This is a genomic window from Ferrimicrobium acidiphilum DSM 19497, from assembly GCF_000949255.1.
Classification (GTDB): domain Bacteria; phylum Actinomycetota; class Acidimicrobiia; order Acidimicrobiales; family Acidimicrobiaceae; genus Ferrimicrobium; species Ferrimicrobium acidiphilum.
In genome coordinates this window covers 1-13,993 of record NZ_JXUW01000027.1, presented here as the reverse complement: position 1 = coordinate 13,993, position 13,993 = coordinate 1, and the positions used below count along the sequence as shown (strand labels likewise).

Here is a 13,993-nt window from a genome sequence, read left to right as displayed (position 1 = left end):
TGTGGTTTGCGCCATTTCGAGCATTGAAGTTACCCTTGATTCTTACCCATGAGCAGCCACTATTGGCTGTATTGATGACAATTTCTTTGGCGTTTGCGCAGTACCGGAGTGTAGGCCATTCCGTCTCGGCGTTTAGAGATGATGCCGAGGTAACGAAAACCCCACCTGACATGCTCGCATGCGCCGCCACCAGGCGTCGTCTAGGATGAGGAGTTGGTAGCCCGGATGGCCATCCGCGAGACTGATGCGGTGGGTTTGGGCCACTGAGATTAGGAGGGACCTGATGATGGAGTACCGCAAGCTGGGCAACAGCGGTTGCGCTGTATCCACTCTGGCACTTGGAACCATGACCTTTGGATCGGAGACCGATGAAGCGGGCTCGCACGCGCAACTTGACCGTTTCGTCGAGTCTGGTGGAACGCTCATAGATACCGCTGATGTCTATAGTGCTGGGGTGTCTGAGCAGATTATCGGGCGCTGGTTAGCGGCCAGGCCAACGGACATTCGCGACCAGGTGGTGATAGCTACTAAAGGGCGTTTTCCGACCGGTGGCGGACCAAACGACGCCGGACTGTCACGTCGACATCTCACCCGGGCACTCGATGCCAGCCTCCATCGCCTGGGCGTTGAGGCGGTTGATTTGTACCAGGTGCATGCCTACGACCCACACACTCCTATTGAAGAGACGCTCGCATGCCTAGACGACGCCGTGAGAGCTGGCAAGGTGCGCTATGTCGGCCTGTCCAACTTCACCGGCTGGCAACTACAGAAGACCGTGGACGTAGCCGACGCCCGCAACTATGTTCGGCCGGTAACCTTGCAGCCGCAGTACAACCTGCTGGTGCGGGAGATCGAGTGGGAGATCGTGCCAGCATGTCTATCTGAGGGATTAGGTCTTTTGCCCTGGTCTCCATTGGGCGGAGGGTGGTTAACCGGTAAGTACCGCCGCGATGAGGCACCCACGGGCGCCACTCGCCTTGGCGAGGATCCTGAGCGTGGAGTCGAGGCATATCAGCGTCGACGTGGTCGAGAACGTACTTGGGCGGTTATTGATGCCGTGCGTTCAGTCGCGGACGGCCGGGGAGTATCCATGGCTCAAGTCGCACTGTCTTGGTTGGCAGACCGTCCGGCGGTTAGTTCTGTCATTCTCGGGGCACGCACTGTCGAGCAACTAGAGGATAATCTCGGTGCCGGCGGGTTGCACCTGAGCAAAGATGAGACGATTCGTCTCGATATCGCTAGCGATCCTGATCCAGCCGATTATCCTTACGGCGAACCTGGTCAAGAGCAACGCAGTCGGAAAATCGAGGGTCACCGTTGAGCTAGGCAAGCCTTGATCGAACACTCGACCATCTTGCAGGGTTTGCCAGCGCTCGATGCCGAAGAAGATTTGCCCTAGAGTTGGCTGCCACTTGTTCTCAGCCATCTTCGTCGCGGTTATCGTGCACGGAGCTGACTATAGCGATGGACTAGTTTATGCCAAGCCCGATCGGGTTGCCCGACAGTTTGGTGCGTACAACATCGGAGCTGCACTCAGGCCGAAACCTTAACCCAAGAGGGTAGGCGAGGGAGTAGGGGACTGTGTACCCGTCCACTCCGAGATCATAAGAGTCGATGCGTCGGCATAGAGTAGGAGCGATGAGCTACTAACTGCAATGTCGGAATCCCGCTAGCTAAGGGATGTTGGGGCTGTTATGGTTGAGATATGCATGAGGACTTCGATAGCTGCTTTAGGGCTATGCAGTCAAAGGATGCACGCTTTGACGGCTGGTTTGTGACTGCCGTAATCACCACTGGGATCTACTGTCGGCCGAGCTGTCCAGCTCGATCGCCCTTGGCTCGGAATGTGGCGTTTTACCCGACTGCCGCAGCCGCACAACAGGCCGGGTTCCGGGCCTGCAAGCGCTGTCGCCCCGATGCATCGCCTGGTTCACCGGAATGGGATTCTCGTCAGGATCTGGTCGCTAGGGCAATGCGGTTGATCGCAGATGGTGTCGTCGATCGTGAGGGCGTAGCCGGACTAGCTTCCCGTCTCAACTACAGCGCCCGCCAGCTGGAGCGGCACCTCGTGGCTGAGGTTGGTGCCGGTCCGCTTGCCCTTGCCCGAGCCAGCAGAGCTCAGACGGCGCGGCTTCTCATCGAGACGACCGCCATGACCTATAGCGATGTCGCTTTCGCGGCTGGATTCTCGAGCATCCGCCAATTCAACGACACCGTGCGGTCGGTATTCGCCTGCACGCCAACCGAATTGCGTGTACGAGCCACCGGTCGTGGCACACAACTATCGGCGTTTGATTCCGGGACTCCAGGCAGTTTGACCTTCCGTCTTTCGTTCCGTTCGCCGTTCGCGCCTGAGAGCCTTTTCGGTCACTTAGCAGCTACAGGTGTACCTGGATGTGAGGAGGTCCGTGCCGGCGCCTATCGACGCACACTCCGGCTACCCAACGCCAACGGGATCGTCTCGCTTAGGCCACTCGGTGACCATGTGTCATGCCGACTGGTCCTTCAGGACCTGCGTGATCTTCCTACTGCGATCGCAAGGTGTCGCCGACTCCTCGATTTAGACGCCGATCCCGAGGCGTTTACCGCTGGCCTGTCCAATGATCCTGCACTTTCCGGTGTGGTTGCTAATTCACCCGGTCGTCGTATTCCGCGCACCGTGGACGGGGCGGAGATGGCGGTGCGGGTTGTGCTTGGTCAACAGGTATCAACCAAGGCAGCACGCACCCATGCTTCCCGCTTGGTAGCGCAACACGGCACCCCGATCGATGACCCGGACGGTGGGCTGAGTCGAGTGTTCCCTTCGCCTCAGGAATTACAGAGTCTTGATCCAGAAGTACTCGCGATGCCGAGGGCACGACGGGCAGCACTTGTGGCTCTCGTTGGTGCGCTGGCCGATGGCACCGTCGAGCTTGACGTCGGCGCAGACTGTAGGCGTGCCCGTCATCATCTAGCCGAGCTGTCTGGTATCGGCCCATGGTCGGTCGAGCTGATTGCCATGCGGGCACTCGGTGATCCAGATGCGTTCCCGGCGACCGATATGGGTGTAGTGAAGGGTGCAGCGGCGCTTGGCCTGCCTGTGAGTCCGGCGGCACTGGTGGCGCATAGTCGACGCTGGCAGCCATGGCGGTCTTATGCTGTGCAATATTTGTGGGCCACCCAGGATCATCCGATCAACCGTTGGCCACAGGAGGAGGTAGCATGCAACTGACCCGCTATCGAACGATTGATAGTCCGATCGGTCTCATCACGCTAGCCGGGTTTGGAGAGTGCATTACCAATCTGGTGATGGAGAATGCGGCCCATCCACCCGCTTCTCAGAACGAGTGGGTAAGGGATACCGAGGGCTTTCCTCGCGTGGTCGCCCAACTCGAGGCGTACTTCTCCGGCGAGCTAACTGACTTTGATGTTGCTCTGAGGCCCACTGGCACCAGCTTCCAGTGTCGGGTATGGGATGCTCTGCGCGAGATCCCCTACGGCGAGACCCGCTCATACGGCGAGATCGCTCAGCGTATCGGCCAACCAACCGCTGCGCGAGCTGTAGGGATGGCTAACGGTCGTAACCCGATCGCTATTATCGTTCCCTGTCATCGGGTGATCGGGGCCAACGGCGACCTAACCGGGTACGCTGGAGGATTGAGTGCGAAACGTGCCCTGCTCCAGCTGGAGGCGCGTTAGGCACTTAGTGGTGCTGCCGTTCGCTAGCTGGACCTCCTCGACCGCAACGGCGAGTTTGCCCACCGTCACCGGTGCGCACGGCAAACCGCGAAGGTTCTTTCTGCTCGCACAAAGAGATCTAAACGAGCCCTCGAGATTGCAGATAGGTGCTCTCGTTTGGACACCTACCTACCGAACAGCTGCGGTCAGGTGTGGACCCTGATTCCTCCGAGTTCCGGATCAGCAGACACCGTGGCCACTCGGCACCGTGCCCAACTGGCACCGTATTCACTTGACATTGTGACAACCATGTGGTCGAGTAGGGGCATCGCTTGGGACTCTTCTGATTTGGAGCTGCCGTGCGATGCTAGAGTACTGGGCTAGGGATCAGTGATTTCGTTGTTTTGGTCCCTGAACTCTGACGGCCAACAAGTTCGCAATCTCGAACACTCGCGATCGTGCATCAGCTCCGACCTGCAAGAGCGGAAGGCGCTGCGCAGGTGAGGAAGTGTCGCTGTCACTTCCGCTCATCCGTAACGTTTCCTACAGGTAGTCCTGAGCAAGTGGATACCGCCAATTATGAAACTTCCGCTGTTTCCGCTAAATCCCAGGTCAGTGTTGTCATATGCCTTCCTCATTTGCACAGTTCCCACTACGACTTCCGCGGTTTGCCCTCCACGCCCTGTCTGTCCAGTTCCTGCAGATCCTCCGCTTCGAGTACAGTCGAGTTCACAGGGTTGGTGTGGTCTAGGTGCGTGTTGGATTCTCGGAGCGCGTTCGCGAACCGTGGGAAGTATCAAGGGGACCGCCGTATAGAGGGAAATAGGCGTGTAAAGACAGTGGTACTCTGTACTTGCATAGTATTGTCTAGCTGCTAGTTCTGTCGAAGTGTCTGATCCAAGGAAGGGGCGCGTCGATAGGATCTGGGCAGTCGAGGAGTTCACGATTGCTGGACGAACGCACTGAGAAGCCCTCCCATATTCGCAAGATCATTCACGTGGATATGGACGCCTTTTTTGCTGCCGTAGAGCAAAGGGACCACCCTGAACTCATGGGACAGCCGGTTGTCGTCGGTGGAGACCCTGCAAGTCGCGGGGTGGTGGCGACGTGCAGCTATGAGGCCAGAAGTTTCGGCATTCACTCCGCGATGACAGCATCACGCGCCAGAGTGCTCTGCCCACAGGCGGTTTTTGTTCGCCCAAAAATGGACGCCTACCGTGCGGCTTCACAACAAGTCATGAGGATCCTGCGCAGCTACACACACCTGGTCGAGCCGCTTTCGTTGGACGAGGCATTTCTTGACGTAACAGCTGCCACCACAGATGGGACACTGGCAGTCCAGATCGCCAAGGAGATCCGAGCACGTATCGAGCGGGAGACAGGATTAACTGCTTCGGCGGGAGTGTCCTATAACAAAGCACTAGCAAAGCTGGCATCCGATTGGCGTAAACCGAACGGTCTTTTGGTGATTCCACCTGATCGCGGGTTGACGTTCTTGGCACCGCTTCACGTTAGCAAGCTACACGGTGTTGGTCCTGCCACGGTGGAAAGGCTGTCCAAAATGGGGATTCACACGGTTCTGGATCTCCGGAATACACCCCAGGAGACCCTGACTAGGCGGTTTGGCAAGACCGGCCTCTGGTTCTACGAAGTGGCGCGAGGGATAGATTTGCGTCCTGTTCAGCCGCATCGCGAGCGTAAATCCGTGGGCTATGAGCGTACCTTCCAGGAGAATCTGAGCGACCGGACGGTCATGTTGAACACCCTGCAGGAGATGGCCGGACAAGTATCGCGCCGTCTCCATGAACTCGAGCTCACAGGGCGAACCGTGAGCGTCAAAGCACGTTTCGGCGACTTTCAAACGGTAACACGGGCGCACACTGTCGCACAGCCTATATGGCGGGCCGAGGAGATCTCTGCTTGTCTGCCCGAGCTGTTTGCTAAGGCTGTCCCACCAGGATTGCCGGTTCCCGCATCAGTCCGCTTGCTGGGAGTGACGGTTAGCTCCTGTGCCGATGCAAAGGTCAACTCTTCAGACAGTGGGCAGCTGAGCTTGCTGGATGAGATCATGCATTATCAACTGGCGCAACTGTCATGACAGACGGTTCGCGGATACTTAGGATTTAAGTGGGGCATCTAGCCAGCTGTAACCACGCACCAGGGTGAGTTTGGGAGGGTCACAGGGGCACTGTCAGAATGGGATTGGGAAAAGCTCATCACTGGAGGACCCCTATGGAACAAAATGCGACCGGCATAGCCGAGATCTTGCTCGGTCTCAGTGACGTCAATCTTCTTGGTGCTCCGGATGGGGTTCCAACAGTTGACGTACAGATGTACTACAATAGGATGTAATGAACCTGCGTGAGTGGGCACTCTCCCAAGGTATACATCCTCAAACGGCATTTAAGTGGTATCGTGCCGGTACTTTGCCTGTACCTGCCCGCAAAGTTGGCCAACTCATATTGGTTCGAGACTTAGAGTCACAGCTGTCCGTGCCTAAGTCTGCCGTGATATATGCGCGAGTGTCTTCTGCAGATCAAAAGCCAGACCTAGATCGTCAGGTTGCCAGAGTCCTTACTTGGGCTACAGAGCATGGGTACTCAATAGATCGTGTAGTCACAGAAGTTGGTTCAGCTTTTGGCGGGCATAGGCGTAAGTTCTTGTCTCTACTGAAAGATCCAAAAGTAAGCACAATTTTGGTTGAGCATCGAGATCGTTTCTGCCGGTTTGGAGCTGAATACATAGAAGCCGCACTTGAGGCTCAATCAAGGAAACTCGTCGTCGTAGACCCTGCTGAGGTAGATGACGACTTAGTACGAGATGTTACAGAACTGCTCACGTCACTATGCGCTCGTCTCTATGGTCGTCGTTTAGCTGTTAACAAAGCTCAGCGTGCTATTGGTGCGGTGTGCTCATGATTGCAGTGATGCGCACAAAAGTACAGGCTCAGAAAGTATCCGATCTCACCGGAGGCAAAGTTCTTCTCGATGACGGTAAACCGACCAGGAAAGTCGCGCTAGCTGGAGATTTTGAGCAATACCGAGATGCTCTAGAGTCGGTCAGTGTACTCTTCGGGTTATGCAACGATACCGGCGAAAAGGTTCCGACTGGATGGACGGTTGCAGGTGCCTCTTTTGAAGTAGAATGGCCAAAAGATCAACAATCGGCTTCTCTTGTTCGATCTCACTTCGGAGCCAGAAGAGTCGCCTACAACTGGGCGCTAGCCAAAGTAAAGTCAGACATGGAGGCTAAGAAGAAAGACGCGAGTTGCCCATCTACGCCGTGGACTCTTGAGGCTCTTCGTAAACAGTGGAACCAAGAGAAGGACGAGGTCGCGCCTTGGTGGGGAGACAACTCCAAAGAAGCGTATGCCTCTGGTATAGCCGACCTAGTGCAGTCGCTATCTAACTGGTCAAGCTCAAAACGCGGAAGTCGCAAGGGCAGGAAGGTCGGATTCCCGAAGTTCAAGTCCAAGAGAAAAGACCAGAACAGAGTACGTTTTACGACTGGCGCTATGCGCTTTGAGGATGATCGCCGGACGATTGTGCTGCCGACCATAGGGGGTCTACGCTCTAAAGAGAACACTCGCAGAATACAGCGACACCTAGCCAAAAACAACGCTCGACTACTCAACTGCACTTTATCGGAGAGATGGGGGAGGTTGTTCGTCTCTTGCCAAATGGCCGTAAGAACACAGATCGTGTCTCCATCGGGACAGTCACCCAAAGCCGGCAAGGCTGGCGTCGATCTAGGACTACGGTCACTAGCTACCGTGGCTGACAGTAACGGCAGCATAACAATTTTCCCCAACCCAGCACCACTACGTGCTACACTCACAGAGCGCCGCAGGGTTGGGCGCACTCTTTCACGACGGATACCTGGATCACACGGTCACAGGCGAGCGAAAGCCAAGCTTGTCAAGTTAGACCGTAAAGCCGTATACATCCGTCGTGAAAGCATCCACCAGTTGACTCGTTATCTGGTGGATAACTACAGCGAAGTTAAGATTGAAGACCTTAACCTCGCTGCCATGAAACGGAGCATGGGAAGACGGGCATTCCGCCGTTCGGTATCCGATGCCGGACTCGGAGCCTTCCGACCAACGCTTACCTACAAGGCAGAACGTGTGGGAGTGAAGGTAGTCGTTGTAAATCGCTTCTTCCCGTCATCACAGATCCACCACAACTGCGGAGGCAGACTAACGGGTGCAAAGCTCGCTAAAAGGCTGACCTGTGATACCTGCCACGTTGAGGTAGATCGCGATGAGAATGCTTCAAGTCTACGAACCGTGGTGTTGAGGGTGGGGCCAGATTGGTCAAGCGTGGTGGGGCCAGATTAGTCAAGCGTTTCCACCCGCATCTATTATGGTTGATCCTCTCGCATGAGAGGTGGATCACATAGGATTCGCCACTCCAGACCCCACGCGGAGAAGAGAGCCTCAGGACTGTCCCCCGCTCAATACCAGCTCCCAGATCTTCGTTGGAGTAGTCGCTTACGATGATGGCAAAAAGGAATCGTTTGCAAGGTCAAACGTGACCGTTCCGGTCTTGTAGGCCAAAGTAACAGTGCTTTCAGATGCGCTGGTGGCCTTAAGCGCTGATGACGCTGATCCCGCAAACTTGTAGAGACCGACCTCTTGAGGGGTAGCTGTTGCTCCTGAGTCGATATTCTTCCAGACCTCAACCGCGCCAGTCGTAACAGCCGAGCCGCCTGTCGTTAAGTCGGCAGCTGACGCCACACCACCGCAGTAGACAACATATTCTGTACTGTTCATGACCGTATCCCATTCATTCGAGACGATGAACGATGGACCCAGGCCCGACTGCTTGATGTTCTGAATTCCAGTGGGAAAAGGCAACTTGGACGCCGGAACAGATGATTTTTGCACCTGAGCAAGTCCTTGAGCATAACTTTGAGTGGAATGGTTCGACGCGCTCTCCTGCTGTTGAGCCAAGATCTGCTGTTGCAGATGAGCGGCCTTCGCAGGCGTCAGACCGGACAACCCTGGCAACTCTGACGCGCCCGAACTCTTTGGCATCATTAGCGAAAGCGAGCCTGCAACCACCACGGCTGCCGCTACACCTCCAATATAGAGTACCTTGCGATTCTTGGTTATCTCAGGGAACACATTCACTAGAGCTCTCGTGCTGTGATCCTATCACTTTCCGTTTGTGCTCGCTATCGATCAGCCCTGCGACTCTTGCAATGATGTGGCTCTCCACACGTGCGACCTTTGGATTATGAGCGTTTGTCGCATCTCCACTCCACTCGACCCACTCGCGCTTCAGGTGGATCGCATACCGTTCGTTAGCCCAATGCGTTACTGACATGTATTATTGTTGTGTCGGCAGCAAAGGGCCGTCCAGTGCCCTCCGGACCTATCCGAGAAAGGTGAGTAAACGCAAGTAGAATCCATCGGGCGGCTTATCAAAAATCATCGGGCGGTTTCCCTGGTTTCCATTGGCGCTCTAGTTCTTGGTGCAGTAGTTATCACTGTTGGCACCGCACATGCGCGAGATCCATCCACCCATGTTGTTGATAGCGTGAGTCTTCCGCCAAGGTTCTCCGGGAGCACTCGTGCTGAGTGGAGCTTACAGGATCTATCCAGCACTGAAGTTCAAGAATTTCAGCATTGGCCCCAACATTTCCAGGATAACTACCTAGCGGTAGCCAGAAGTTTTGCATGGAACCCAGCATCCACGCCGTCGAATCCCTCCTCCTCCAGTACCCTGCAGTCGATCTTTCTTAGAACGCTAGAGGACGTAGAGAGTCCCAATGCAGGCCATAGGTCATCCAAGCAAGTCTCGCAACTCCAGCAACAGGCTCAAGCCGGACAGGAGTCTTTGACCCAGCAGTACAATCACGAGATTGGCGTGTTGGCAGAGGCTGGATCCGGCTATGGCAATATGACTGCCTCTGGCTGGACATTTACCTCTACTCCTATCTCTAAAGTGCCGGTTGTAAATGGCTTCGAGGTTCCAGGTATCCAATTATCCACCGTCGGCGCCTTCGTCTGTGTAACCCCAGGTGCGAGCACCACACGCGTTCATCTCATAGGTGGTGTGGTCCAAGATAACTCTAGTCCATCTGGACATATCACCGATTCGCAGATCGCGCTCCAGCCATGGACAGACGCAGCAGTCCCGATCACTCCGGCGACTACATCTCTTTTTGGGTACGACTCAGCGAAGCGAAAGACGTTCCCAGCTCCGAGTGGTCTTCAATTGACTACCATTGACAACGTTCTTCCAGGCGGAGTTGTAGTTTCGACGACGACTGGCGCCAAGCTGTACTTTAGCCTTAGCACAGATACCTACACTTCTCAGATGCCAACTGATAGCCAACAAGCCCAAGGCCCTCAACTATGCGAGCCCGTCCGAGGGTAGACGGGTTCTCTACAGCTCGAGCAAATGGCGAGCCTCCCGCTGTAAAGGGAAGTGTCGCGGGTCTTCTGTGTTCGGTGCGGGTGCCCAGTCGATACCGAACTCATCCACCCTGACGGCCACCGTTGCGCCGCCGGTGACGACTTCTACTGCGCCGACTCCTGGGACGAGTTTTGGCTAGCTGTGTCTGCCCGAACCAGTCTGCGCATCAGCATGCTAGCGAATGCCAGCACCTCTAGCCCCTCCTCTTCGTCAAGCAGCCTGAACTGTTCATGAGCATCAGGGTTTCGAAATGCCTGTACGGCTCCCTTGAAGAGGAAATGCAAACCTTGCTGGACATCCTTCCCAGTTTGCGAGGACAGGTCCGCAAAGCGAATCTTCGGGTTCGTTACGTTTAATGTTGCGTCCATGAGCTTGCTACCGTCGAGATCGAGACTGCTCATCTCCTTCACTCGGTAATTGATAGCCTTGAATGACTCAAAAATGGCAACGTCAAGGTGGTCTTCGACGAACCTCTCGATGACTTTCCGAATATTCGCATGAAGCCCTGCCAGCAGTGCATCGCGCCCAAGTGACATAGCGGTTCCGGGTTCCACGTACAGCCGCTGTCCTATAACGAGGCGGCCATCACGAACGTGCCAACCCTGCTGCCCAAGCAAAGCGACGATACGCCTTCTAACTTCAACAGGCGATGGGGTGTGGTACCGACGATCTAGCCATCCGCCAATGGACTCTCGAAGTGAGTGCCTGGCCGCCGACCCACAACAAGTTGATGCCGTTTAATGCGGCTTGCAGTCGTCGTTGTCCGACACCTCCGGTCAGTAGGACTTCGTCGAGAATAAACGACACGCCGTTGTGAGCCATGAACGCCAGGCCCGCGTACCAGACGTCCTCGAGGGCTCGGAACTCGGTCTTGACGGTGACGGTGCCGTCCGCTTCGAAGACCAGTCCCGAGCGGGGATCGTCGCCTCGACCAGGGAGCGCCTCGATCAGGGCATCCACTGCGAAGGTCAGCCATACTTTCGGCAAGATGTCCTGGAGGGCTCGCGCGATCGAGGACTTCCCTGAGCTCGAGCCGCCATTCAGCACGATCACCTGAGTCATGACTTCTCATAGTAACGGCAGGACCAAAGGATCACGAAGTCCGCCTCGAGCACTTCGGAATCGAGCCGGTACTCCTCGGTGATCGATCGCAATCAGGTGCCGCCCATCGCGTACTTGAGTGGCACAGGCTTGCCGACCCCGCATGTTCGGTCACGTGAGGTGTTGTTGAGCAAACGTTTGATCCGCATGCGGATGGCGCCGTCAATTTGTGGCCAATACGCGTGATAAAAACCGGCGTCATGCCAGCGCCGCCGCCCTGGACGTCGAAGTTGCTTCCGAATCGGATCAAGGTGCCATAGATCTCGACGGTGAGTTCAGTCATTGCGGTCGCCCATCCTTGCGATGGTCGCGGTCAGGGTCATGTCGCAATCGACCAGGTATGGGAGGAGTCGTAGCATGGCGATCGACGACTTGTTCGTCTCGAGCTCCCAGATGGGACGCTGGGTGGTGTCGAGGCGGTTGGCGAACTCGCGTTGGGTCAGCCTCGAGAGCAAGCGAGCCTGTTGGAGTATGTGCCCGAGCGATTCGGGACTTCGTGTCGTCCCGGGTACTCCATGTTGACCTCCTACTCTGATATGGGAGTCAACCTAGTTGACTACGTGATGGTAGTAGACGACTTTGGGTGGCTGAAAGCTAGTCCGTCGCGGTGCCCCTCGATCTCGAGTCAGCGATTGCTCCCTGCACCTTTGGCTCGGTGGAAGGAATGCTTGGCCATTGGCCTTTTAGAACTCTGGGGAGATCTGGTCTCGGCAAACTAGCCAAAGGTTTGGTTCACCTTGCCGGTGGACAGGAGCTCCCGTAGGGGACATCGACATTCGAGGACCCCCCATGTGTTGCTGAATGGCGTTCGAACAAGTCTAGACGACCCAAGCCGCATAGGTACGTGGGGACCGGTGTCGCCTTCGGTGAGCGAATCCAGCCTGCTTGTCAGCCGGACACGGTCCAGGCACGCCTGAGAACGCCAAAGTTATGAAGCGATTCCGCACTCAACACCAGAAACGATGATCCTGCCCTCTGAACTGTCACTGGTTGAGGTCCGATCGGTCCCGCTCCTCCGTGTTTCGGGACAATACTGCCTAGGTCCGCGGTTCTATACGGCTTGCTTTGACCTGGGGCAAAGAGTGCCAGTTTCGCGTCACCCTGTTCGGTTACCCACCCAAGAAGCAAGGAGCCGTGTGGGCCAAAGGTGGCAGAAGGCAAGTCGTGAATATCCGAGATCCTGATCCTCGCCTTCACGGTATGATTCGTCTCTACCACTACGTTGCTGATCCCTTTGTGTGGTCCCATTGTGATCCCGACGACCTCTGGCTGCTCACGCAACCCTCCTGTAGCGAGCGCATAGTGAAGAGGAGTTGCAGGAGTCCAGATTGTGCTCTTGGTGTCCGAGAATGTAAAGAATGAGACACCTGCCGGCGTTGGCGGCTGGTTGTCCAATGGCGATATCGCTCCAATCGCATCGCTTTGGCTCAGCACCCCGAGCAACGTCGGCCCTCCGTCACAGAGGCAGACCGGTTGGACTTGTTGGCCCGCAGCAGTGATGCGGTAGAAATAGTCACTAACATTCGCTCCCGCTGGTGTGATCTCCAGCCAAGCGGTTGTTGCGTTCACCGCGGTGACGATCAGACTCGAGCCATTGCCCGCGCTGTAGGTGCCTCTAATCCGGGACCAAGATCTCCCTCCGCTAGTCGTCCTGACGACGATTCCTGTAGCGGATACGGCACTCCAGAGCGTGGCCCATCCGATCTTGGAGTTTACGAATGATGCTGACATGACGAAGCTCCCGCCCGAGCGCTTGAAGGGGGATATCAGCGCACGTCCTTGGGCGATTGTCAACAGTGGTCGGAGCTTGCCGCTGCTCGATACACCGGCCAACAAGGCCGAGTCCGGTGGGATGAAATGCTTTGGTGTGTTCGAACTCGGGACCTGCGGATTAAAGGTCAACAGGCCGCTGCCATCGCTCTCAGAAGCACCACCCAGGAACACCGGAGCGCCAGTGGGGATCACTACCGGCGTTAGGTGCATTCCAGGTGTGACCTTGTGCGCGCTGGAGGATGTCGGGGAGGAGCAGGCGGAGATGAGGAACGCTAGCGCTACCGGCACGACACCAATAGCCTTGGCTCTTCGAGGCGCTCCTATCCGTGCGTGCATATCCGCAGTATACTTCGCCTCCACTGAGAAGCTAGGGTTGGGGCACAGCTCGTCGTCTCCTCAGTCCGTTCTCGGTGTTCCTGCTGACTGTATCGGTGACATTTGAGTGCTCGTCAGATCGGTGGTGAGTCTGTTTACAACCAGATGCCGGTTATTCCAACTGAATAGTTGTTGATTGTTGAACTCTTAGATAGAGGTAATGAGTTCGTAACAGCGCTTTTCAGAATAGGTGGTGTGTCCAGTAGTTGTCTAAAGCATTCAAAGTTGTTCAGGATTCGGTAACATTTTCTGCGAGACGAACTGACAGCCGCGTCGATCGCAGCAAAACTCTCAACCATGCGGGCTGGACAACACCTGTTGGTCTCCAGTAGTACGGTGGGCCGACATACGTCTAGCTTCCAATACAACTGGCCGCTTCTAAAGTGTAATGCCCCCTACCAGGAAAAATAAGGACGACAAAACCTAAGCATCCGACGATGCGAGCTGGTCTTTGCGTTGTGAGATGCTCTGGCCTAGGCAACCCTCTCGGTTACGGTGACCTCAAACCCGAGAGCTTCAATCCGCTTGCTCAGTCGCTTTACCTGAACAGTTGGATCGTTGTGGCTCTCGAAGTAATTGGCACCTGTTTCTTCAGATGTACAAAGGATAGCACAAGCATTACATGCATCTGTGGTGTGCGCTAGCTCATCAGGACTAAAGTG

At 55.9% G+C, this 13,993-nt stretch carries 13 protein-coding genes; 7 read left to right on the top strand and 6 right to left on the bottom strand.

What is annotated here, in order from left to right:
- The first annotated feature begins 286 nt into the window (after positions 1 to 286).
- The 6 genes from FEAC_RS11305 (at position 287) to tnpB (ending at position 7,996) form a co-directional block, all read left to right on the top strand.
- Entirely contained in the window at positions 287 to 1,321 is a 1,035-nt protein-coding gene (locus FEAC_RS11305) for an aldo/keto reductase (protein ID WP_035390890.1), read from the top strand.
- 384 nt (positions 1,322 to 1,705) lie between these two features.
- Positions 1,706 to 3,211, top strand: coding sequence for a DNA-3-methyladenine glycosylase 2 (locus tag FEAC_RS11300; protein WP_035390870.1), 1,506 nt, complete (start codon positions 1,706 to 1,708; stop codon positions 3,209 to 3,211).
- Complete coding sequence (locus tag FEAC_RS11295) at positions 3,208 to 3,678, top strand: methylated-DNA--[protein]-cysteine S-methyltransferase (protein ID WP_169741677.1); 471 nt, start codon at positions 3,208 to 3,210, stop codon at positions 3,676 to 3,678. Before FEAC_RS11300 ends, FEAC_RS11295 begins: the two co-directional genes overlap by 4 nt.
- Before the next feature lie 925 nt (positions 3,679 to 4,603).
- Positions 4,604 to 5,755 (top strand): DNA polymerase IV, encoded by a 1,152-nt coding sequence (dinB, locus tag FEAC_RS11290; RefSeq protein ID WP_035390874.1) that lies wholly within the window; start codon positions 4,604 to 4,606, stop codon positions 5,753 to 5,755.
- Positions 5,756 to 6,008: 253 nt separating this feature from the next.
- Entirely contained in the window at positions 6,009 to 6,575 is a 567-nt protein-coding gene (locus FEAC_RS11285; RefSeq protein ID WP_052566284.1) for an IS607 family transposase, read from the top strand.
- Positions 6,572 to 7,996 carry an IS607 family element RNA-guided endonuclease TnpB gene (gene tnpB / locus FEAC_RS11280; RefSeq protein WP_052566283.1) on the top strand — a complete coding sequence of 475 codons (1,425 nt, stop codon included), beginning with the start codon at positions 6,572 to 6,574 and terminating at the stop codon, positions 7,994 to 7,996. Before FEAC_RS11285 ends, tnpB begins: the two co-directional genes overlap by 4 nt.
- Before the next feature lie 153 nt (positions 7,997 to 8,149).
- Here tnpB and FEAC_RS11275 read toward each other — a convergent pair whose 3' ends face one another.
- Positions 8,150 to 8,791, bottom strand: coding sequence for a hypothetical protein (locus tag FEAC_RS11275; protein ID WP_035392122.1), 642 nt, complete (start codon positions 8,789 to 8,791; stop codon positions 8,150 to 8,152).
- Positions 8,792 to 9,200: 409 nt separating this feature from the next.
- Between FEAC_RS11275 and FEAC_RS15295 the strand changes: the two genes are divergently transcribed.
- Positions 9,201 to 10,043 carry a hypothetical protein gene (locus FEAC_RS15295; protein ID WP_152623211.1) on the top strand — a complete coding sequence of 281 codons (843 nt, stop codon included), beginning with the start codon at positions 9,201 to 9,203 and terminating at the stop codon, positions 10,041 to 10,043.
- A gap of 143 nt (positions 10,044 to 10,186) precedes the next feature.
- On the opposite strand, the gene FEAC_RS11265 is transcribed toward FEAC_RS15295, so the two are convergent.
- The 5 genes from FEAC_RS11265 to FEAC_RS15985 all read right to left on the bottom strand — a co-directional run.
- Entirely contained in the window at positions 10,187 to 10,699 is a 513-nt protein-coding gene (locus tag FEAC_RS11265; RefSeq protein ID WP_052566281.1) for a TIGR02391 family protein, read from the bottom strand.
- 22 nt (positions 10,700 to 10,721) lie between these two features.
- Positions 10,722 to 11,144: a phosphotransferase-like protein gene (locus FEAC_RS11260; RefSeq protein WP_052566280.1), complete on the bottom strand. Its 423-nt coding sequence runs from the start codon at positions 11,142 to 11,144 to the stop codon at positions 10,722 to 10,724.
- 92 nt (positions 11,145 to 11,236) lie between these two features.
- Entirely contained in the window at positions 11,237 to 11,425 is a 189-nt protein-coding gene (locus FEAC_RS16460) for a type II toxin-antitoxin system YoeB family toxin (protein WP_369128210.1), read from the bottom strand.
- Between the two features lie 646 nt (positions 11,426 to 12,071).
- A complete protein-coding gene (locus FEAC_RS11250) occupies positions 12,072 to 13,292 on the bottom strand; it encodes a hypothetical protein (protein ID WP_156099332.1) in 1,221 nt (406 codons plus the stop codon).
- Between the two features lie 512 nt (positions 13,293 to 13,804).
- Positions 13,805 to 13,993 (bottom strand): hypothetical protein (locus FEAC_RS15985; RefSeq protein ID WP_236684647.1); only part of this gene is annotated, 189 nt, incomplete at its 5' end.

What these genes read in the sequence shown, in the direction of transcription:
- FEAC_RS11305 (WP_035390890.1), top strand. Translation starts at nt 287, where the DNA reads ATGGAGTACCGCAAGCTGGGCAACAGCGGTTGCGCTGTATCCACTCTG.
- FEAC_RS11300 (WP_035390870.1), top strand. Translation starts at nt 1,706, where the DNA reads ATGCATGAGGACTTCGATAGCTGCTTTAGGGCTATGCAGTCAAAGGAT.
- FEAC_RS11285 (WP_052566284.1), top strand. Translation starts at nt 6,009, where the DNA reads ATGAACCTGCGTGAGTGGGCACTCTCCCAAGGTATACATCCTCAAACG.
- tnpB (WP_052566283.1), top strand. Translation starts at nt 6,572, where the DNA reads ATGATTGCAGTGATGCGCACAAAAGTACAGGCTCAGAAAGTATCCGAT.
- FEAC_RS11260 (WP_052566280.1), bottom strand. Translation starts at nt 11,144, where the DNA reads ATGACTCAGGTGATCGTGCTGAATGGCGGCTCGAGCTCAGGGAAGTCC.
- FEAC_RS11250 (WP_156099332.1), bottom strand. Translation starts at nt 13,292, where the DNA reads ATGCACGCACGGATAGGAGCGCCTCGAAGAGCCAAGGCTATTGGTGTC.